Here is a 21019-nt window from a genome sequence, read left to right as displayed (position 1 = left end):
AGTATTTGAGGAGCTTAAATAGTAGGCAAGTGATTTTGTAATACCGAAATAACCTGCTCAAAAACGCTTTCCCAATCTCCATATTGAGGCTGGCGGAACAGTTGCATCGTCGGATACCAAGGGCTATCTTCCCGCTGTTGCAGCCAACGCCAATCAGCATCGAAGGACAATAAAGTCCAGATAGGCAACCCCATTGCTCCCGCTAAATGAGCAACCGCTGTATCTACCGAAATAACTAAATCTAGCTGAGAAATCAATGCAGCAGTATCAGCAAAATCTTTAATTTGAGGCGTTAAATCGTACAGCCGACTCTCATGTTTGAATTCATGAATTTCACTGGCCAACTTTCCGACTTGAAGACTATATAAACTGATATGCGGAATAGAAAGTAAATCGATAAAATAGGAAAGCGGGCAATCTTTTTCACATAAACTACCAGAACGTTCGTACTCACCTGTTTTCCAGACAATACCAATTTTTAGCCGAGTATCTGAAGCAGCTTGTAGGAGTGATGGTACATTCCAACCTGGCCATTTTTCGGGTTTAGGAGGAGATATATAAGGTATATTAACTGGTATAGTTGATACAGTTGTTCCGAACAAATAAGGTAAGCTCAACAACGAAGCATTCACTTCAAAATTTGCTGAGGTAATTTCTCTGTCTACTAACTGAGTAATTCCAAAAACATTACTAAATAATCGAAGTAAGGGTTTGGCACAAGCAAAAATCACATTTCCACCTCTTTGAGCGACTAGAGGTGCATAACGAATTAACTGAATTGCGCGGCTTAACCTAGAACCAATGTGAAGCACAATATCTTTTCCATTTAAGTCAGAGCCATCCCACATTGTATCCTTCAAAAAACGATAATTTATAATATCGGGTAACTGTAATCTGTACTCAAAATCAGGTAGTCCATTTTCATAATCGCCTTTTTTCAAAAGATTTATGCCACGCTCGCATCTAAGCTTAGGATTATTTGGTTCAATTTTTAGCCCTTGAGTTAAGTAATTAATAGCTTCATCTAGCTTGTTTTGTGCAGTAAAACAGGTAGCTAAACCAAAATAAGTATTACAATTAGGAGCTAAAGCTAAAGCCTTTTGATAGTAGTTAATTGCTTCATCAAAATTCGCTTGTTGCTGATATATATTCCCTAAGCCAGTATATGATATAATATCATTGGATGTTAGGCTGAGAATTTTTTTGTATTTAACAATAGCTTCGTCTAAATCATTCGTTTTATGAGCTAACATTGCTTTTAGTTTTAATGACTCAATAGAATGAGGATTTTCAAGCAAGATTAGTTCCAATATCTCTTTTGCCCGCTCTAAATTCCCTGCTCTATATTCCTGAATTGCTTTACTAAAATCTTCAGGTATTTCAGAAGCATTTTTTGACGACTTTGTTAGACTATAATTCATGAGTAAGCTCCTTTAATAATTAGTTATACTATTCTCAAAAGGATTAAATATATAACGGTTGCTAGGATTGCGCTCACCAAAAATATTGAACATTAAAGTTGGTTTTGGGTTGTCTGTATTAGGTTCATTTTCAGCAGAAATAGATTTAATATTGTGGATTGCATCTGAAGTAAACCCAATAATATCTCCTGGTTCTAAAATTTGCTTACTAATAGGTTTTACGACAGCATAATCGGTTTGCGAGCCATCATCAAAACGAGTCCAAAAGTAATTGAGTTCGCGTCCTGTAGTTTCATCTCCTAAAAAAGCAACAATACTCCAACTACCATGACTATGAACGCCTGAGTTCTGAGGCAACCAAGAAAATACATGAACTTCAAAAGGAGAGTTAGGATCGCGATACAAAGGTTTTGTTGCAGAACGTGTTTTTGGATCGGGAGGAGGACAAATATCAATAACCCAGTCTGCTTGAGATAAAAAACGTCTAGTTAAAATAGTGGCAATCCTTATTCTTTCTAGATCGTCTGAGGTCAATTCTACTAAAGTATCTAAGTCACTTAAAAATCTACAAAAATAATAAGGATTATGCAGATGAAAGTTATCTAAACTAATAGATGGACTTTCCATTTGCCGACAGATTCCATCTCCTCTAACTTCAAAGTTACGTAATTTCAAAGATTTAGCTAATGTTATCATAATTAATCCAATCCTAATTCGCGTTAAGGCTCCATAAAATATTTTGGATTAATTCACTCATGGATTCTATTAGTTTGAGAATCCATGAGTGAAAATGTAGCTTAAGACCTAGTAAGAGGTTTTAGAGTTCAGCAACGAGTTGTCCGTGACAATTACTGGCCAGACCACCATTAATGGTTTCTGCTAAGTCTTCAGAAATTTCGTTAAACAAGGTTTCAATGGTTAATTCAAGTGTTTCGTTATTCGACATGGTTTTGCTCCTTTTTTAAGTTAGATTTAGAGATGATTAAGGCAGTAATTTTGAGATTTGTTAGAGTTCAGCAACGAGTTGTCCGTGACAATTACTGGCCAGACCACCATTAATGGTTTCTGCTAAGTCTTCAGAAATTTCGTTAAACAAGGTTTCAATGGTTAATTCAAGTGTTTCGTTATTTGACATGGTTTTGCTCCTTTTTTGTTTTTAGGATAATTCAGCAAATGAGTTTGAACAAATCTCAACTTTTTGCTGTTACTTTATTGATAACATCGGTTTTTGTAGAATGCAATTATAGAAAAGTTCAGATGTTTTATTTGAATTAATCAAAGCCTATTTATCAAGAAAATATTTTTCCGAAAAATTCCAAACAGCACGTAATTACTTGAAAGCTGGATGCAGATTCAAGCAGTACGACTTAATTAAAATTTGTAAGTTTGCAAAAAAGGTAAATAAATGAAGTTAAACAGATTATTTGTGTTTTACAAAGTCAAAATCTCTTGGAGATAATGAATAACTTTATCAGGGGAAAGATAAGCCATACAGTGATGATTGTCAATTAAACAAAACTTATTCTTAAAACTATGCTCCTGACAGACAGTACACTTAAAATCTGTGAGGGCTAATTTTTCATGAGGCTGTCGAGGAATCCAAAGTCTTGTTGGACTCGCTCCGTCACCATCTAAATCATTGCCCAAAATTGCTACTGTCGGACAGCCAACTGCCGCAGCAATATGAAGCGTTCCTGTATCAAGAGTAAGGCAAGCCCTTGCACCACATAAAGCACCAGCTAGTTCAGTCAGCGAAGTTTTGCCTCTGAGGTCAATTAAAGATGTCTCTTTAAGCAAATTCTCTTCAGCATTATCAGAGTAGTATAAAGTCTGCTGAATGCTGGGACTATTACCAACTAAACCAACAGTTATACCTCGTTCTTCGCACCATTGAATAACTTGTTTCCAATAATCTACCGACCACATTTTCGCAGGTCTAGTAGCGGTGATACTAATTAATACATGAGGTACAGGAAAAGGGGGTAGTTTAATCGGTACTTCTAATTTAAAAAAGTCGGTTTCTACATAGGCTATTCGGCAGAAAATTTCACTAATATAGTTACTCTCAATCACTTCTTGATGCCTTTGCACAAATGCCTTGTCATTCCAATCGCGATCGCCTAATATCTTCTGTACCGGATCGCTGTTGTAATCTAGTTTGAGACAAAAATCGGTAGATAATGCGCCGCCAACTACATAAGTAGGACGAATAGCCGTAACTGTCACTAAATTAATTTCACTATATTCATCGCAATTAATAGCTAAGTCGTAAGGGCCTGCTACTTCAAGACGTTGGCGAACCGCTAAAGACAAAGATTCTAGAAAGTCTGGTCTGTCAGTATAAAGCGAGAATCTCCAGTCAATATAGGGGCAATTAGCCTCAAAATCTTTAGTAATTTCACTACCAAAAAAATCTAAATTGCAGTGAGGATATTTCTTCTTAATTCCTCGCAAAAGTGGAGTAGTAACGACAAAATTACCGACTTTATTAGAAGAAAAAACAGCAATATGAGGATTTAAGCCTAAAATTTGATTAGAAAAAATTTCCATATTTTTGGAAACACCACCTCTTTAAGATTTATGTTATTCATGGATTAAAATTACTATTGGAGAGAAAAAACAGAAAAAAGAATAGGTAAGTAATTTCTGATAAATTTATTTTGGAGATCAAAATACAATTTTTTTCAATTAAGCATTATTTAGCACAATTCCATCTTTCTACTACTTACAAGCGAGTTAAACAACAAATTAAAGCTACTCCTGGATTGTTTGCAACAGTACTACTCGTAATCTCTCAATCAGTTGCGAAACTCTTGTTTCTATGTCTTTTGATGGCTCGGCTTTCTGTTCATTGGTGAGGTATTGAAGTAGCTCTATCAAAAGCTCTTCAACGAGTGGGGTATGTAAAAATGATCGCCAAACCTTGCTATTTTGTCTCTGAATCACATTATTCTCAACAATTTCTAGGTTTTTGAGTTGCTTTTGACTGTTGAGGCTTGCTTGCAAGCGAACTCGTCGTTCTAAAGCAGATCGAAAATTTATCTTGCTGACTTCTTCTCCTAAAGCTTGTGACAGTAGCTTCCATAACTTAGGCCCGACATCTTGCTTCAGATAACTAGGGGTATAGCGATAGTTGGAGGCTTTTGCCATCTCGTCATAGGTCTGATCTTTCCACGCTCCCCACAAAATAAATTTTTCGACATCCTTTAAACGTCTTTGGTTTTTGGTAAAGACATCTGTATCTAAAATTTGAAAGACTTCTTCAAAAGATATTGTCAACTCAACTTACCTCACATACAATCAAGAACTATTCTCTTGGAAAAATTCTCAGACGACCCCGCTACCGAAGCCGTCGTAGTGCTGGTCAACCAAAAGACCCTACTTATTTTTCAGTTTTTTTGGTGGGTTTTTCGCAAAGTTTTGGTTTTATTACAAAAGTTTAAAGTTTTGAATGTAAAAGTTTATTAAGTTTGTTCTAACAGATCAGGTATTCTGTGAAAATTTTTATTGCAAGTAACTAGCTACTGATATGGCATAGAGCCGAAATATGTGTAATTTCCCACAATATAGTCTGAAAACCCTTGTCCTGTATAGGTTTGAAAAATTGCTACATCTAAGTCAAAAAAGCCGTTATCTACAACGGAAAATCAAGCCTTTTCAGGTCATCTTGCAAGTTTTTGGTCATATCTCGTAACCCTTATTTTTAGGTTCGTTTCTAAGAACACGTAAATCGTCGTCTAAAGATATTTAAAATTTTGTCTAATAGATATCAAAACCGTCACCGAGGTTTTGGCTTAAAGTCGAATTTAATTGCGGGAATTTATAATTACGAATTAGCCATATAAATCGATTAAAAAATCAAATTTATCAAATAATTTCAGTAACTAATCAATAACTGAAACAACGTCTGCTGCCATTTTTTTATTTAGCGGTAAGCGAAGCCATGCCATAGGCTTATCGCCCGATAATACTTACTCGAAACAATTTATAAACTCTTACCAAAAACTGAAATTAGAATAAGTGGGAGCGGAAACGATGACATTGGGCAAATTATTAATGCTATGGTTGCCGAAGAGAATCGCTTACTCCAAATCCGCTCTGCCAAGGTTAAGTTTACTGCTAACATGACCATGCTTGTTGTCGACTCTGGCGGAATCTATCCTTTGGTTTAATCTGATTGCTGCTTTCTACAATTACGAGCTTTGCCTCCCCAAAATAAAATTTTCCTGAGCGACTTTTGTAAGAGGTCTAATGTACACTTACTGCTGTAGCGACTTTCAGTAGATCGAAAACTTTTGTAAGTTGACGGAAGAATAAGGGTTTTAGCCGATGGTTTGGGACTAACACAAGCGTTCATTTGCGATCACCTACGGTGGGCGGTTACGCCATCGCAGCAGAGTTAATTGACAACAGAATTACTCGAACAGCAGATTATAAGAGGATTCGGGCGAATTCTATACACTGGCTAAAATGAGCGGTTGGTAAGGCTTCTAGAAATCTTTTCGATCTACTGAAGTTACTATCTTTGACTTCAACTTGGTATAAATTTCTGGCATTGCGAATTGGGAAAAGCTGCGAATTGTTATGAGGACCTGTTTTGCATCTTTGCTCTCGGTGCAAACGCCCACTGTCGTCAAGCGCATGAATTACTGATAGGGAGAATCGTACTCCTTTTTCACTCTCCACTTCCCTGAATAATTTGAGTTAATTCATTGCGGCTATGATTTGCTTCTGACCAAAAAGCATTGGTTTTCCCTAAAACAACCATCAATTCCTCTCGATAACGTTATACAACATCAAGTTGATGGGAATACTAATGTCAGCAAGGAAAACAAAATTCTGTCATAAGGTATGTATAGATGGCGACTATGAACTCTATCCCCTTCATTCCAGGATATCAAATTAGCTCTCAACTGTATGCTGGCTCCAGAACCAACGTGTATCGAGCTATCCGCCAATCAGACCAACTTCCAGTCGTTATTAAACTTCTGACCTTAGAGTATCCCAGTTTTAACGAATTACTACAATTTCGCCATCAGTATACAATCAGTAAAAATCTCAACATTGCTGGAATTATTCATCCCTTATCGCTAGAAACCTATGGCAATGGCTATATTTTGGTGATGGCAGATATCGGAGAAATTTCTTTAAGAGAATACATTAAAAACTCTAATTTATCCTTAGTAGAAGTTTTAAATATTGCTATTCAACTAGTCTGCATTATCCACAATTTACACGAAAACCGTATTATTCATAAAGATATTAAACCAGCAAATATTCTGATTCATCCCCAAACAAAACAAATTCAAATCATTGACTTTAGTATTGCTTCCTTACTACCTAAAGAAACCCAAGAAATTAAAAGTCCAAATGTTTTAGAAGGAACTCTCGCCTATATTTCCCCAGAACAAACAGGCAGAATGAACCGTGGCATCGACTACCGTAGCGATTATTATTCTCTGGGTATAACATTGTATGAAATCTTAACCGGAAAGTTACCATTTAATTGTGATAACCCGATGGAGTTGGTGCATTATCATCTGGCAAAAATGCCACCGCAGCTAGAAGGCAGAAGCAAAGAAATACCAAAAGTCTTATGTGATATTGTCATGAAGTTAATGGCGAAAAACGCCGAAGATAGATATCAAAGTGCTTTGGGATTAAAGCATGATTTAGAACTTTGTTTAGCCCAACTCCAAGATACAGGAGAAATTAAAGATTTTGAAATCGGTCAGTGGGATGTCTGCGATCGCTTCCTCATCCCGGAAAAATTATATGGCAGAGAAGCAGAAGTAGCTAGCTTATTACAAGCATTTGAGCGTGTGATTCACGGCACATCAGAAATCATGCTAGTAGCGGGATTTTCTGGGATTGGTAAAACTGCTGTGGTGAATGAAGTCCACAAACCAGTTACCCGTCAGCAGGGTTATTTCATCAAAGGTAAGTTTGATCAATTCAATCGTAATATTCCCTTATTCGCCTTTGTGCAAGCTTTACGTGACTTAATAGCGCAATTGTTGTCAGAATCAGACGCACAATTGGTACAGTGGCGCAATCAAATTCTTCAAGTTGTTGGAGACAATGGGCAAGTTTTGATTGAAGTAATCCCAGAATTAGAACAGGTAATTGGTAAACAACCGCCTGCACCAGAACTATCGGGAACAGCAGTACAAAATCGGTTTAATTTACTATTTCAAAAGTTTATTGCTGTCTTCACCACAAGGGAACATCCACTGGTAATGTTTCTGGATGATTTACAGTGGGCAGATTTGGCTTCGCTACAGTTAATTAAACTGCTGATGGAAAATCAAAAATATCTGCTGTTGTTAGGTGCTTATCGAGATAATGAAGTGTCAACCGCACATCCATTTATGTTGAAAGTGGAGGAACTCAAGAAAGCTGATAAGACTGTTAATACTATTACTCTTGCCCCTCTTTCCTTGAGTGATACCAATCAGTTAGTGGCTGATACTTTACATTGTCCGACACAGATATCGCATCCCTTAACAGAATTAATTAATCGCAAAACTAAAGGCAATCCCTTTTTCATCACGCAGTTTCTCAAGGCTTTATACGAAGATAAACAAATTAAATTTAATCACCAGCAAGGTTATTGGGAATGTGATTTTGCTCAAGTCAATGCGCTATCTGTGACTGATGATGTGGTAGAATTTATGGCTACTCAGTTACAGAAATTGCCCCAGCAAACGCAAAATGTCCTGAAGTTAGCTGCTTGTATTGGTAACTCTTTTGATTTAACTACTTTGGCAATTGTTTCACAACAGTCGTCACAGGAAGCGGCAGATGCTTTGTGGAAGGCTTTGCAAGAAGGATTGATTTTACCGCAAAGTCAAGTTTATAAGTTTTATCTCAGCCATGAACAAGAAGTTAATACTAACAATATCAAAAATGTTGCTTATCGCTTTCTACACGATCGCGTCCAACAAGCTGCTTATTGTTTAATTCCCGAAGACCAAAAACAAGCTACTCATTTGGCGATCGGTAAATTATTGCACGCTAATACACCTACAACTCAACTAGACACATATATCTTTGAAATTGTCAATCACTTGAATATAGGCATTGATTTGATAACTCAGCCTGACACAAAACTGGAGTTAGCGCAACTGAATTTGCTGGCGGGGCGCAAAGCCAAAGCAACGATCGCCTATAATGTTGCTGTCAAATATTGTACCCAAGGTATTGACTTACTGCCCTCCGATGCCTGGACGGAACATTACAAATTAACCCTGAATCTGCATAATGAACGTTTAGAAGCTGCCTGCCTAAATACAGACTTTGACAAGCTGGCAGGATGGGGTGACGTTGTGTTGCAATCTGCTACTTCTTTGCTTGATACTATCAAAGTCTATGAAACCCGAATGACGGCATTCCGGTCTCAAGGTCAATTTGCCAAAGTAGTTGAGACTGGGTTACAAGTGTTGAAATTACTCGGTGTGGAATTTCCCGAACAGCCAGCTGTGGCAGACATTAGCGCAGCAACTCAACAGACAAGGCAACTATGGATGGAGCGCGCACCCCTAAGTTTGCTGGATTTGCCTGCGATGAGTGATCCGCATCAACTGGCAGCCATGCAAATAATGACTACACTGGTGTCCTCTGCGTACATTGGTAAACCGACACTGTTACCACTACTTACATCTAAGCAAGTGGAGATGGCTATCCAGTTTGGCAATTCATCTATTGCTATCTTTTCTTATGCAGACTACGGAGTGACTCTTTGTGGTTTGATTGGAGATATAGATGCTGGGTATGAGTTTGGACAGCTTTCATTAAAGTTACTAGAACAACACCAGATTAACGCTTTTAAAAGCAGAGCTTACTTTATTGTCAACAGCTTTATTCGGCATTGGAAAGAACCATTAAATCACAGTATCCCATGTTTGCTAGAAGCTTATCAGAGCGGCTTAGAAACCGGAGATTGGGTATGCATGGCGTTGAACCTAGTGTCATATAGTCAGTGTAGCTATTGGAGTGGTCGAGAATTAAATGATTTGGCTGAAGAAATGGAGACTTATCGGCAAGTCATCAGCCAAGGCAAACAAGAAGCAACGTTAAAATATTATGAATGCTACCAGCAAGCGATTCTCAATTTATTAGGACAAGCGGAAGTTCCCTATTGTTTACAGGGCAAAGTCTTCAATGCCGCCCAAATCTTGCCCAGCTTACAAGCTGCCAGCAATCGCACGGGGTTATTCTATCTTCATCTCAATCAAGCTGTTCTCTGTTATTTGTTCGGAGAATACCAAGCAGCCTCACAACAAGCAGCCTTAGCAGAACAGTATAGTAATGCTGTAACTGGCTATTTCGTCGTAGTTGTCCGAGTTTTTTATGATGCTTTAATTCATCTAGCACGCTACACCGATGTTAATGCCCAAGAACAATCAGTCATTTTAGAGCGAATCAATGCTCATCAAGAAAAACTACAAATTTGGGCTACTCATGCTCCATTCAATCATCAACATCGTTGGCAACTTGTGGCAGCAGAACGCTATCGAATGCTTGGTCAATTTACTGAGGCGATGGAACATTATGATTTGGCTATTGCCCAAGCCAAAACACATGGTTATGTGCAAGATGAAGCACTCAGCAATGAACTGGCAGCTAAATTTTACCTAAGTTGGGGCAAACAGAAAGTCGCGGCAGGTTATATGCAGGAGGCATACTACTGTTACGCTCGTTGGGGCGCAAAAGCCAAAACCGAGGATTTGGAAAACCGCTATCCCGATTTACTGCGTGTTATTCTCCAGCAGAAAGTACAATCACTGCATATGCTGGAAACACTATCGAGCAGCGTTAGTCACCAGATTTCGGTTCATAATTCCACTAATTTGGGTCGTTCTTCTAGCACTGACATTAGTAGCTTTGATTTTGCTGCTATCCTTAAAGCCTCCCAAGCTATTTCTGGCACGATTCAACTGGATGAACTACTGCACAAATTAACACAGATTATTCTGCAACATTCTGGGGGCGATCGCTGTGCCTTAATCCTACCTAATACTCAAGGAAAATGGTTGGTAAGAGCCATTGCAACACCCGAAACCACAGAACTTTGTGCCGAACCTTTAGAGGGCAATCCCAACTTACCAATTAAGTTGATACAGTACGTCAAAAACACTGAAGAAATCGTGATGATTGACGAACTCAAAACCAATTTACCTGTAATTGATGAGTATTTAAGTCAACAAAAACCAAAAAGTTTGTTGTGCTTGCCAATTCTCAATCAAGGACACTTAATTGGGATTTTGTATTTAAAGAACCGCTCAACTAGTAGTGTGTTTACAAGCGATCGCATCCTAATTCTCAACTTTCTTTGTACCCAAGCGGCCATTTCTCTGGAAAATGCCCGTCTTTATCAAGATTCACAAATTTATGCTCAACAGTTAGAACAATCTCTAGAAAAATTACGGCTCAGTGAAGCCCGCTTTCAGAAACTAGCAGATAATGTTCCTGGAATGATTTATCAGATCCGAATTAAAGCCGATGGTTCGGCTTCAGTACCATACGTCAGTTCTGGGTGTCAAAGACTTTACGAAGTAGCAGTCGAAGATTTTCTGTCAGGAAAATGTAGTATGCGTGATTTTGAACATCCCGACGATCAAGCAGAAGCCTTTCGCGCAGTTATGGAGTCAGCGAAAAATCTTACCCCATTTCAGCATGAGTGGCGCATTGTTACACCTAATGGAAATATTAAGTGGGTAAAAGCGGCTTCTCAGCCAGAACTCGGCGAAGATGGTGAAATGGTATGGGATGGTATTGTGATTGACATTAGCGATCGCAAACTTGCTGAAGCTGCCATTGAGCAAAAATCTCAAGAACTAGAAAATGCTCTGCAAGAACTACAACAAGCCCAACTGCAAATGATACAACAGGAAAAAATGTCTGCACTAGGTAACTTAGTTGCTGGGGTAGCTCATGAAATGAACAATCCCCTCGGCTTTATTTCGGCTAGCCTCCAACAAGCTAAACCTATTTTGGCTGATATCACTGAACATCTAAAATTATATCAAAAAGCTCTACCGAATCCGGAAGTAGAAATTCTCGATCATGCTGAAGAAATTGACTTAAACTATAGCTTAGAAGACATGCCAAACATGGTTGACGCAATGGTTATGGCTTCTGAGCGATTAAAAAATATCAGCACCAGCTTAAGAACTTTCTCCCGGGGCGATAAAGATTATAAAGTGCCATTTAACATCAATGAAGGCATTGATAGTACAATTTTAATTCTCAAACATCGCCTCAAAGCGAATGAGCAACGTCCAGAAATTATAGTTGTAACTGAATATGATAATTTACAGCCAGTCGAGTGTTTCCCTGGACAATTAAATCAGGTATTTATGAATATTTTAGCTAATGCTATTGATGCTTTAGATGAGTTAAGTATAGGTCGGAGCTTTGAGCATTTTAAGCTAAATCCACATAAAATTATAGTGAAAGCTTTCATTGAAAATCATACCTTAAAAATATTAATTGCTGATAATGGCCCAGGAATAAACGAAGATGTAAAAGCACGCATATTTGACCATTTATTTACTACGAAAGGAGTGGGAAAAGGCACAGGACTAGGACTAGCGATCGCACAGCAAATTGTGGAAGAAATACATGGGGGTAGAATTGAAGTTAATTCTGTTTTAGGAAAAGGAACAGAATTTATAATTTATATTCCCATTACTGAGAGGCTATTTATAAAGTAAATCTAAAAGAGAGCCATCAGATAAAAAGGCAGCGATAAGATACTGTTTGTGCAAGTATATTTACATAGGAAACAATGAGACGAAAGTCTTATTCTACAGACCTTAGTGACTCAGAATGGGCAATTTTAGCTCCTTTGATTCCACCCGCTAAATGCGGTGGTCATCCCCGAACAACTGATATGCGATCGTGTTGCAACGTTTTGTACCAGTCCTATATCTTTTGGCAAAATTGGGATGCTCCCGATTGCTACAGCTTTACGGTGATTCAATTAATATCAGTAAAGTAAATACATTAGCAGTGCTTTAAGGTGGTACTTTTTCCCGAAACGGTAGAAGTCAGATTCGCAACTGCACTTAATGGTGAATCATCTAACCAAATCTGCCAGTAATCGAATTAAGCGTGTAATGTGTTAGGTTATTTGCTCCTTACCCAAATTATTTAAGGCGTTATCTCGCCCCTATATTCAACTCCAGAACATTCAGTAATTTGTCTTCTACAGAAGTAAAATTTGGACGCTTCAACTTCTCCAATGACTGCAACCGTCTTTTTGTCTATCTCTAAAGATAGAATCAGAATATATTCAGCTGATGCGAGCGATCACAATCAGGTGAGCGAAATATCGTTATTGGCAACCAAGGTGGGGGAAAATGTTAGAGCCAGATTAAACTAAGGGTATGAGAATTAGTATTTTTCAAGAAATGACAGTTAATAATGGATTGATTCTGACGCTGTTTATTCTGGTTATAACCCTGCTAGCTCTTGGCTATGGTTTTGGCGTGAAAGCTCGACGTTTACCCTTTACGGCAGAAATTGGGTTTAGTGAAAAGCAATGGCAATTTCTGCGATGGTGGGTCAAGTTAGCCTTGGTTGCTGGAGTTTTGTTACCTATGTGCTTATTAGCTCTGGCTTGGAGACAACCATCTTCATGGGTATTCTGGGGGAGTTACCTATTGACAGTAGCCGTGCAACTCCAGAGTGAACGTGTCCTTAGTCGCTCCCTTGTGCCAAGTATTGTTGTACCCATTGGTTTTTTTTACACAGCTTTTCGGTTGTGGCAACTGCTAAACGGATTTACACAATTAACATTTTCCTATTTGACATTGGTGGGTTTTGGCATTGTTGTGTTGTTTTGGGTTGCTAACTTAGTAATGTTGATAGTAATGGCCATTCCAACGGTCTTTGTGGGTTCGGAGTCAATTTCACAATCTTGATTTATGTAAAAAATTTTTACTGCTTAACTGAAAGCCGTGTTCTTGAAAAACTACTACAACTAAATAGAACAGTTAGTGAACTCTGCACTCACAATCAGGTGACACCATATCACAAGTACTGTTCTACTTATGCTTTAGTATTCTGGTGAGAGGAATGTGCCAAGTTATTACACAGTAGAATTTTTTAATTGAAAAGTTCTTGGTTCATAGTCACTTAAAGATGGATATTGAATAAGAGGTGTAGTTTCCAAAGTTAACAGACGTTGGCGATATTGTTCTAGATATGCAAAAAGTCGCGGATGGCTAAAAAAAACAAAAAAAGTTTTACAGTGGAAAAAAGAAACAGCATACACTGAAGTCACAAGTCGCTTGCTCGTCTAAATTTTTACCAGCCTTATTGATTTACTTACTGCTTTGCCTGTGTGCCAGTTTTGGGTGCGGAATGTGGGTTATAGGCGTTCTTCCAGCTTATTATCGAACCAACAGACACATCTAAAATTGTTTGAATTTCCTCATACTTGTAGCCTTGATAAACCAGTTTCACAGAAAAGAGCTTTCCTAACTTCACGGGCATCTGGGCAATTATCTATAAATTCTTGTAGTTCTGCGATTACCGCTTCTAGATACTGCTTTATCATTGTTCGCTCTTAGACAGATTTTTCCCACCGTATTATCTCGCAGCCTTTTTCAGAAATCAAATATGATTCCTATAGTCCTCAATCTATTACAAAAAGTTCACTATCCCCAGACGCAAGATTTCTCGTGTAAAGTCACAAGAATACCCGATAGTTGCATCGGCAAGAAACTTGCCAGCCAAACACTCTTTTGTTACCCCATAACCCCCAAGAATTTCAACTGCTGTTTGTGCGTTTTTGATTGCAACATCCACTGCAAAAGTCTTGGCGGCTGGTGCTTTGATTGTGGCGGCAAGTTGGGGAGAAGTTTCTGCTGTAACTGCTGCATCCCATACTACCAGTCGTGCAGCTTGAGTGTTAATCATCATGTCTGCTAATTTTAAAGCCACTGCCTGATGTTCGATAATCGGACGGCCCCAACTGACTCTTTGCTTGGCATAATTCAAAGCATACTCATAAGCAGCACGAGCCAAACCAACATAAGAAGCTGCCAGCCCAATAGCTACTTCTGGAAGCAACATCAGTAGTTTTGCAGCTCCTCCTTCTTGTCCAATCAGATTTTTTGCAGGCACTGGCACGTTATCCAGATAAATCTCAGCATGATGACAAGCTTTCCAACCAATCATCTGTGTCTTTTTGCCAAACTTAATCCCTGGTGTATCTGTTGGAACGTAGAAGATAGACAAACTTTCGTGCAATGGTTTATCCATCGCTGTACGGGCAATGATGAAGTAGCTATCCGCAATTCCAGCATTTGTAACTAACGAGGATTTTGTTCCATTGAGAATGTATCCATTGCCCTCGCGTGCTGCAAAAGTCTTCATCCCAATATTCGAGTCTGGCAAGGGGCAGAACATATCTGAAGTGGCGACATTAGGTTCACTCTCTGCGGCACTGAATAGATGGGGTTTTCCAGAATTGACAAAAGATAGTATTCGTTTTTGCTGTTCTTGGGTTGCAGCTCTGCTAACAAACAGTGACATAGCTGCGGTGAGATTAAAGTAGCTACAAGCAATGCTGACATCAACAGCGCCTATTTCTTCTAACACTACAGCCAAGTCTATGCAGTTTCCACCTACACCTCCTAGCTCTTTTGGAACCATCAAGGATGTAAATCCTAATTCAGCTCCCTTATAGAAAACGTGTTTGCAAAAATCCCAAGGTTCCATCTCTGGATTGTTAGACTCTTCAATTATCTGAACAATAGGCCCAATCTCGTTTTGAGCAAAGTCACGCGCAAGAGACTGCAACATCTCCTGTTCTTGAGTGAGACTGAAGTCAATCATTTTTTATTTTGTCTCTATTTCTACAGTGTAAATATACAACTTTCTTTGATGTACTATAGCCTTATAATTAGTATCAAAATATCGGTTTTGTAACCAGATTTTCTTATTTAAACTTTGTGTACAAGTAGAAAAGTCTTTATGTATACTAGCTTTAGGATATGCACGTCTCTTTCAACAAGTAAGCACAAAAGAAAAATAAGTCAAAAATACCTATAAAAAAATCAATTGCTATAACCTATTAGAAGATATCTACTAAATTAGATAAGCTTATCCCGCATTTTGGATAGGCTATATGAGTTGATTTTAATTATCCAAAGAATTATAGGCAAGATTCAGTTTGGTGGCTGACTCTTCTAATAAGCGTTGTTCATCAGCATTTCTTGGTAACACCAGTTGGCGCTCAATACCTATTGAGCCAATGATACACGGAAGTCCAAAAACAACTTCAGTCCCAACTCCATAGCTAGAATCTGCTCTCACTGATACTGGAAATATCTGTTTTTCATCTCGCAGGATGGTATCAATTAATTCACAAATTGCTATTGATATGCCATAGCTAGTATTTCCTTTGCGTTCAGAAATGTTATAGCCTCGCTTACGAGTTAACTCTGCGTACTCTTGCTGAATTTGTTCCAGCGTTTCTCCTTGTGGTATAGGAAATTCAGCTAACCCAATTCCGCCAATAAATGCACTAGACCAAACGACAAATTCACTGTCTCCATGCTCTCCAATCACATAAACATGAACATCTTGTTTTGCAACATTCAGTCGCTTACCAAGTTGATATCTCAATCTAGCAGTATCAAGAACAGTCCCCGAACCGAAAATTAGGTTTTCTGCTCTCGTGGAACTGGCGATCGCAATCCGCGTTAGTACATCAACTGGATTGCTAACGATAAGCACAATTGAATTCGGTGCAACTCGATCCAATTCTTTCATTGTCGAACGTATGATCTCTGCATTGTCACTCAACGTATCTAATCGAGTCTGTCCAGGTTTTTGCTGTACCCCAACAGTCACGACAATTACATCAGAATCAACTAAATCCTCATACTTGTTTGATGGTATAATTTCCATCTCTTCAAGTAAGGGAATGCTGTCTTCAATATCCCATGCTTGTCCCTCAGCTTTTGATAAGGTTCGGTCAAAAAGCACGACTCTTACACATTTACGGAGTAGCACTAAAGCATTTGCTACGTCTGCACCTACATTCCCCGCACCAATGACCCCAACCTTGGATGTTTTGCTACTCATGTCGTATCTACCTTTTTTGTAACTGTTTTTCGCTTTGGGTTAAGAATATAACTGATATTGTCCAAAATCACCCAATTCGGCAGTTGAATTGTGCAATCCTTCCACCCAACACTGCCATAAATTAATCCCCCTAACGATCGCAACTCCCAAAAACCGCCTCACAAAAATGTCAAAGCCAGTAGCTTTTATAACACAAAAACTACCCAACCGAATCTTTGCGCCAGATTTCCCGCCAACACGCCACTCATCACTCCAATAGCTTACATCAGCAGAACTTTCGGCAGTCTTGGGAAAATCGATTAGGGAAGCAATGGGCTATGCCCCGTAAGAGCGATCGCTACTTTTACAGTTAAACAAATTGCAAATCAAAACTCTTTTACTTGTCGCTGGTCTTCATCAGGTGGATGCCAACAAGCTTCTTTTTAAAGTTAAATATAATGTTAAAAAATGATAAGTTCTGATTTGACTATATACAATTCATTAATACGTATCTATCTTAGGTTATAGTTTATCTAGCTTATAGAGATTGATAGTTGATGGTTTTAAACAGCATGAGAACTACACTCATACTGAGTATCATCCTTTTCAGTCTATAAGACTATATTCTTAACTTAAAAACCATGAGATTAGATCATAAGTACAATACCGTTGCCAAAATAAAAGCATGAAGAGATAAGGAACTTCGTAGTAGAGTTATTGTTTTTCACCACGACAACTCAAAAACTACTTGCAGCCTATGCCAGACATCTTATAACTGTTTCAATGCTTATTACCGCAGATAAACACTACAATGATGCGGCAATTAAACCAGATAGTTCTGTCCATGTTTTACAAAAAAATAAATCTATATGCATAGACGAGCGCCCTTACCTTTGTTTTTAGGAGTATTAACGAGTTCTAGCTGTTTTCTCTTCAGTGTAGCAGCCCAAGTCCCATCTAATTCGCAGCAGTCCTCGACTCGGAGTGAAGCTCAAGCTGCTAGTTGGTTTGAAGCCCATCGCGCGCAGCCAGCAGCTTTACGAGCATTTGTACAACGAATGCCGAAGGGAGGAGATATCCACAGTCATTTAAGCGGGGCCGTGTACGCAGAAGACTATCTGGAGTGGGCTGCCATCGATGGGTATTGTGTGAATCCAAAAGTGGGGGCTTTAGTTGAACCTAAGGCTTGCGGTCAGGACAGTAGCTATTTTCCAGCCTCAGAATTATTAAACCGAACATCTGTTTATGATTCCCTAATAAATCGTTGGTCTACTCGTAACCTCCAATTTGCTGGAAAATCCGGACACGACCAATTTTTTGACGCTTTTAGTGGTTTTGGGGCAATTTCAGACTCTGCGAGTCGTCGGGATGATATGGTCGCAAAAGTAGCAAATCGGGCAGCTTCGCAGCATATTACCTATTTAGAGTTAATGCTTACCGTTCAGGGGAGTGAGGTTCGACAGCTAGGGCGTGAAGTTGGTTGGAATAAAGATTTGCAAGAGATGCACCGTCAATTGCTCAAAGGAGGATTAACCAAGCTAGTTATACTCGGCAGCCAGCAATTAGCACAGTTGGAGCGCGAAGTCTGGAAAACACTTGGTTGCGGAACTCTATCAGCACAGCCCGGATGTGCAGTGACGGTGCGCTATTTGCAGCAAACGACAAGAACAAAGTCGCCTGTTGAAGTGTTTGCTCAGTTAGCTTATGCCTTTGAATTAGCTTCATCGGAAAAGCGTGTGGTTGGCATCAATCTCGTCGCCCCGGAAGATAATCCGATTGCACTGCGCGACTACACGCTGCAAATGCAAATGCTGCAATTTTTCAAACGCCAATTTCCCAATGTCAAGGTTGCGCTCCATTCTGGAGAGTTAACTCTGGGATTGGTTCCGACCGAAGATTTACGTTTCCATATTCGGCAAGCTGTAGAAGTGGCACAGGCATCTCGGATCGGGCATGGTGTGGATATTCTTTTTGAGGAGCGTCCTTTCGAGTTGATGGAGCAAATGAAGCGACGCGGTGTGATGGTCGAAATCTGCTTGACCAGTAATGAGGTCATTTTGAATGTCCAGGGAGATCAACATCCTTTTAGGGAGTATTGGAAGGCTGGGGTACCAATGACTCTTGCTTCCGATGATGAAGGCATTTCCCGCATTGATTTGAGTCATGAGTATCTGTTAGCGGCAACGAGATATGGGTTGGGATATAAAGACCTGAAGCGACTAGCTCGCAATAGCTTAGAATATAGTTTCGCTCCGGGAAATAGTCTCTGGAAGTCGCCTGAGTTTAAGGAAATGGTTCCAACTTGTGCAAACGATACCCCTGGTGATACTTCTGTTTCTCAAAGGTGCAGTGCTTTTTTGCACAAGAACGAGCACGCACGGATTCAATGGCAGCTAGAGTCGGAATTTGCTCGGTTTGAGTTATTGCAGAAGTCGCTTTGATTGACTTTCACCAAAAATGTAGAAGAACGATTTACTTAGACAATGAAATCTCGGCACAAGGTTCAACACCAACACACCATTCATCGCTCCAATAGCCTACATCAGCAGGGCTTTCGGCAATAATAGAGAGAATCGATTAGGGAGGCGATGACTACGCTCCACCTAGCGATCGCTACTGATTCTAGTTTTATTTTGAGTTCATTTTTAGGGTAAATATCTATCGTAATTTGCTCCTTTTGTGATGGTTTAACAGCAATTCATTTTTGCAATTGATAATCTTGTATAGAAACAAGTTGCCAATTAGATTCTTATGAAAGTTCTAATACCCATTGATGATAATTAAATAAGCTTTTTCTATGACCAACGCTGATAAAAGTTGTTTTCGTTGATTGTAACTGTTGATATAAATTACCTTCGTTATTTAAATCTAAAGCACTCGTTGCTTCATCTAAGATAGTGAAACTAGGATGTGTAATTAATAGCTGTGCAAAAGCGAGGCGTTGTTGTTCTTCTAACGACAATATATTTTCCCAAGGAACTTTTGTATCAAAGCCATCTATGCGGGTAAGTAAGTGTTGCAGGTTAACTTGTTGCAAAATGTGTTCAAGTTCATGATCGCTCATTTTCCTATCTGTGTGAGGATAGAGCAACTGTTCGCACAAAGTCCTTAAAATGATATAAGGCGGTTGGGGTAAGAATAATATTTCTTTTAAGGGAGGACGCACGAGACGACCAGTTCCCGCATTCCACAAACCAGCGATCGCTCTCAACAAAGAACTTTTACCCCTACCACTAGTAGCTGTAGGAGATCCTCAGCAGTGTATTCAGCTACTGGCAAGTTATCAGATACATCGGAACTTAATCGTGGTTTAGTTAGTCCAAGTGCTAAAATTCCGCCACTGGAAGTGCCAGTAATTAAATCAAACAAACTGAATATAGGCTTTTGTGTCCGTCTTTCAATTTCTGCTAGGAGTAATGCAGGAATAATGCCCCGAATACCGCCTCCATCAATGGAAAGTATTTTATATTTGGGACGGGCTTCTGTATTCATGGTTTCTGGCGATTCCTCCTGAGTTAATATTTGTGCTTGTTGGATATTGACGGGATCTTCAGTTTTGTCTGTTTTGGTTTCCTCGTCATGTGGTTCGAGAGCGATCGCGGTTGGAATAATCTCGGATTCTTCGCTGTTTGTTTCTGTCTGTTGAATTTCCTTTGCTTGGTCTTCGTCGTCACTTACTAACGATACCGTTGCTGCTAATAAATTTGTGGTTAGTGGTGATATATTTTCTTCAGGAATAACTGCTGTCTCAGTTTGGATCTCTTCTTAAATATCTTCTTGATTGGATAATTCTGCTGCAAATGGAACTGGATTTGATGATTGTGCTGCGAATGGAATTTCTGCTAAAGTCCAAATAGGATTACCACGAAAATTTCCTTGATAAGACTTTCCAGTTTGGTTTTTGACAGTTGTACCTTGCCCTTCGTCTAATTTCCAGTAAGCCACTAATCCTTCTTCATCCCCGACTATTAGCCCACAACGATGAGTCTGAATTTGTGCTTGAGAACAGGGAGAATTCCAAAAGCTAATATTTGCTAATTGTCCTTTAAAGTATACCTGTTTATGTAACGTTGCTCCCAAAGTTATAAAACTTGTTGCTTTGTTTAAAGATGAACCTCTAAGAGAATCGTTATATTCATGATCGTCAAGGTATACACCTAGCTGACCACTATTAAAAACAATAGTAAAAAAGTGCCATTGTCCTATAGTTAGTTCTCCTTGCCCGAATGTTTTGATACCCTTGCTAACACTTTCATCAATGTAGACATCTAGGCTTCCTGTTTCACTGATGCCGAATTCAAAATTATCGCTATATCTCTCTGAAGAACGGGCAAAAAATACATTGCGCGTCCCCGTAACTAGTGGCTTTATTTGTTAGTTCATGTGGATTTACCCATCCTGAAACCGTAAAAGCTGAACTCCCTTGAGCGAAAACGCCGCCAATATCGTTTCTGCCAAAATCTATGAACCTATCCCACTAATAATATTTTGTGAATCCAGATGTGGATAGTAGC

General features: G+C 39.1%; 11 protein-coding genes and 5 pseudogenes. 5 read left to right on the top strand and 11 right to left on the bottom strand.

Annotation, left to right across the window (positions count from 1 at the left end; genetic code table 11):
* Window positions 1–14: 14 nt before the first annotated feature.
* The 6 genes from ACFE90_RS15305 to ACFE90_RS15280 form a co-directional block, all read right to left on the bottom strand.
* Entirely contained in the window at window positions 15–1421 is a 1407-nt protein-coding gene (locus ACFE90_RS15305) for a tetratricopeptide repeat protein (RefSeq protein WP_375501885.1), read from the bottom strand.
* Between the two features lie 12 nt (window positions 1422–1433).
* On the bottom strand, window positions 1434–2117 hold the full coding sequence (locus ACFE90_RS15300) for a hypothetical protein (protein WP_375501883.1): 684 nt from the start codon (window positions 2115–2117) through the stop codon (window positions 1434–1436).
* 121 nt (window positions 2118–2238) lie between these two features.
* On the bottom strand, window positions 2239–2367 hold the full coding sequence (locus ACFE90_RS15295; RefSeq protein ID WP_375501881.1) for a hypothetical protein: 129 nt from the start codon (window positions 2365–2367) through the stop codon (window positions 2239–2241).
* Window positions 2368–2427: 60 nt separating this feature from the next.
* The gene (locus ACFE90_RS15290) at window positions 2428–2556 is read right to left on the bottom strand and encodes a hypothetical protein (protein ID WP_375501881.1); all 129 of its coding nucleotides are present in this window, start codon (window positions 2554–2556) and stop codon (window positions 2428–2430) included.
* A 296-nt stretch (window positions 2557–2852) separates the two neighbouring features.
* On the bottom strand, window positions 2853–3971 hold the full coding sequence (locus tag ACFE90_RS15285) for a glycosyltransferase family 9 protein (RefSeq protein WP_375501879.1): 1119 nt from the start codon (window positions 3969–3971) through the stop codon (window positions 2853–2855).
* A 204-nt stretch (window positions 3972–4175) separates the two neighbouring features.
* A complete protein-coding gene (locus tag ACFE90_RS15280) occupies window positions 4176–4700 on the bottom strand; it encodes a hypothetical protein (protein ID WP_375501877.1) in 525 nt (174 codons plus the stop codon).
* Between the two features lie 440 nt (window positions 4701–5140).
* Between ACFE90_RS15280 and ACFE90_RS15275 the strand changes: the two are divergent.
* From ACFE90_RS15275 to ACFE90_RS15260, 4 genes and pseudogenes are all read left to right on the top strand, one after another.
* A pseudogene (locus ACFE90_RS15275) lies at window positions 5141–5266 on the top strand (IS5/IS1182 family transposase); the annotation flags it as partial.
* A gap of 1014 nt (window positions 5267–6280) precedes the next feature.
* Window positions 6281–12139 (top strand): AAA family ATPase, encoded by a 5859-nt coding sequence (locus tag ACFE90_RS15270; protein WP_375501875.1) that lies wholly within the window; start codon window positions 6281–6283, stop codon window positions 12137–12139.
* A gap of 74 nt (window positions 12140–12213) precedes the next feature.
* A pseudogene (locus ACFE90_RS15265) lies at window positions 12214–12345 on the top strand (IS5/IS1182 family transposase); the annotation flags it as partial.
* A 469-nt stretch (window positions 12346–12814) separates the two neighbouring features.
* On the top strand, window positions 12815–13351 hold the full coding sequence (locus ACFE90_RS15260; RefSeq protein ID WP_375501873.1) for a hypothetical protein: 537 nt from the start codon (window positions 12815–12817) through the stop codon (window positions 13349–13351).
* A gap of 451 nt (window positions 13352–13802) precedes the next feature.
* Here ACFE90_RS15260 and ACFE90_RS15255 read toward each other — a convergent pair.
* From ACFE90_RS15255 to ACFE90_RS15245, 3 genes and pseudogenes are all read right to left on the bottom strand, one after another.
* Window positions 13803–13965 (bottom strand): annotated as a pseudogene (locus ACFE90_RS15255) (helix-turn-helix domain-containing protein); the annotation flags it as partial.
* Window positions 13966–14075: 110 nt separating this feature from the next.
* Window positions 14076–15272, bottom strand: coding sequence for an acyl-CoA dehydrogenase family protein (locus ACFE90_RS15250; protein ID WP_375501871.1), 1197 nt, complete (start codon window positions 15270–15272; stop codon window positions 14076–14078).
* A gap of 303 nt (window positions 15273–15575) precedes the next feature.
* Complete coding sequence (locus tag ACFE90_RS15245) at window positions 15576–16526, bottom strand: L-lactate dehydrogenase (RefSeq protein ID WP_375501869.1); 951 nt, start codon at window positions 16524–16526, stop codon at window positions 15576–15578.
* A gap of 848 nt (window positions 16527–17374) precedes the next feature.
* On the opposite strand from ACFE90_RS15245, the gene ACFE90_RS15240 reads away from it, so the two are divergent.
* Complete coding sequence (locus ACFE90_RS15240; RefSeq protein ID WP_375501867.1) at window positions 17375–18946, top strand: adenosine deaminase; 1572 nt, start codon at window positions 17375–17377, stop codon at window positions 18944–18946.
* Window positions 18947–19047: 101 nt separating this feature from the next.
* Here the strand turns inward: ACFE90_RS15240 and ACFE90_RS15235 are convergent.
* Both ACFE90_RS15235 and ACFE90_RS15230 read right to left on the bottom strand, forming a co-directional pair.
* Window positions 19048–19740 (bottom strand): annotated as a pseudogene (locus tag ACFE90_RS15235) (ATP-binding cassette domain-containing protein); the annotation flags it as partial.
* A pseudogene (locus tag ACFE90_RS15230) lies at window positions 19722–20970 on the bottom strand (LamG-like jellyroll fold domain-containing protein); the annotation flags it as partial. The pseudogenes ACFE90_RS15230 and ACFE90_RS15235, both read right to left, overlap by 19 nt.
* Between the last annotated feature and the right edge of the window lie 49 nt (window positions 20971–21019).

It is taken from the genome of uncultured Nostoc sp. (genome assembly GCF_964245445.1).
Taxonomy (GTDB): domain Bacteria; phylum Cyanobacteriota; class Cyanobacteriia; order Cyanobacteriales; family Nostocaceae; genus Nostoc.
The sequence above is the reverse complement of the archived record's forward strand: the minus strand, read 5'-3'. Positions and strand labels throughout refer to the sequence as shown.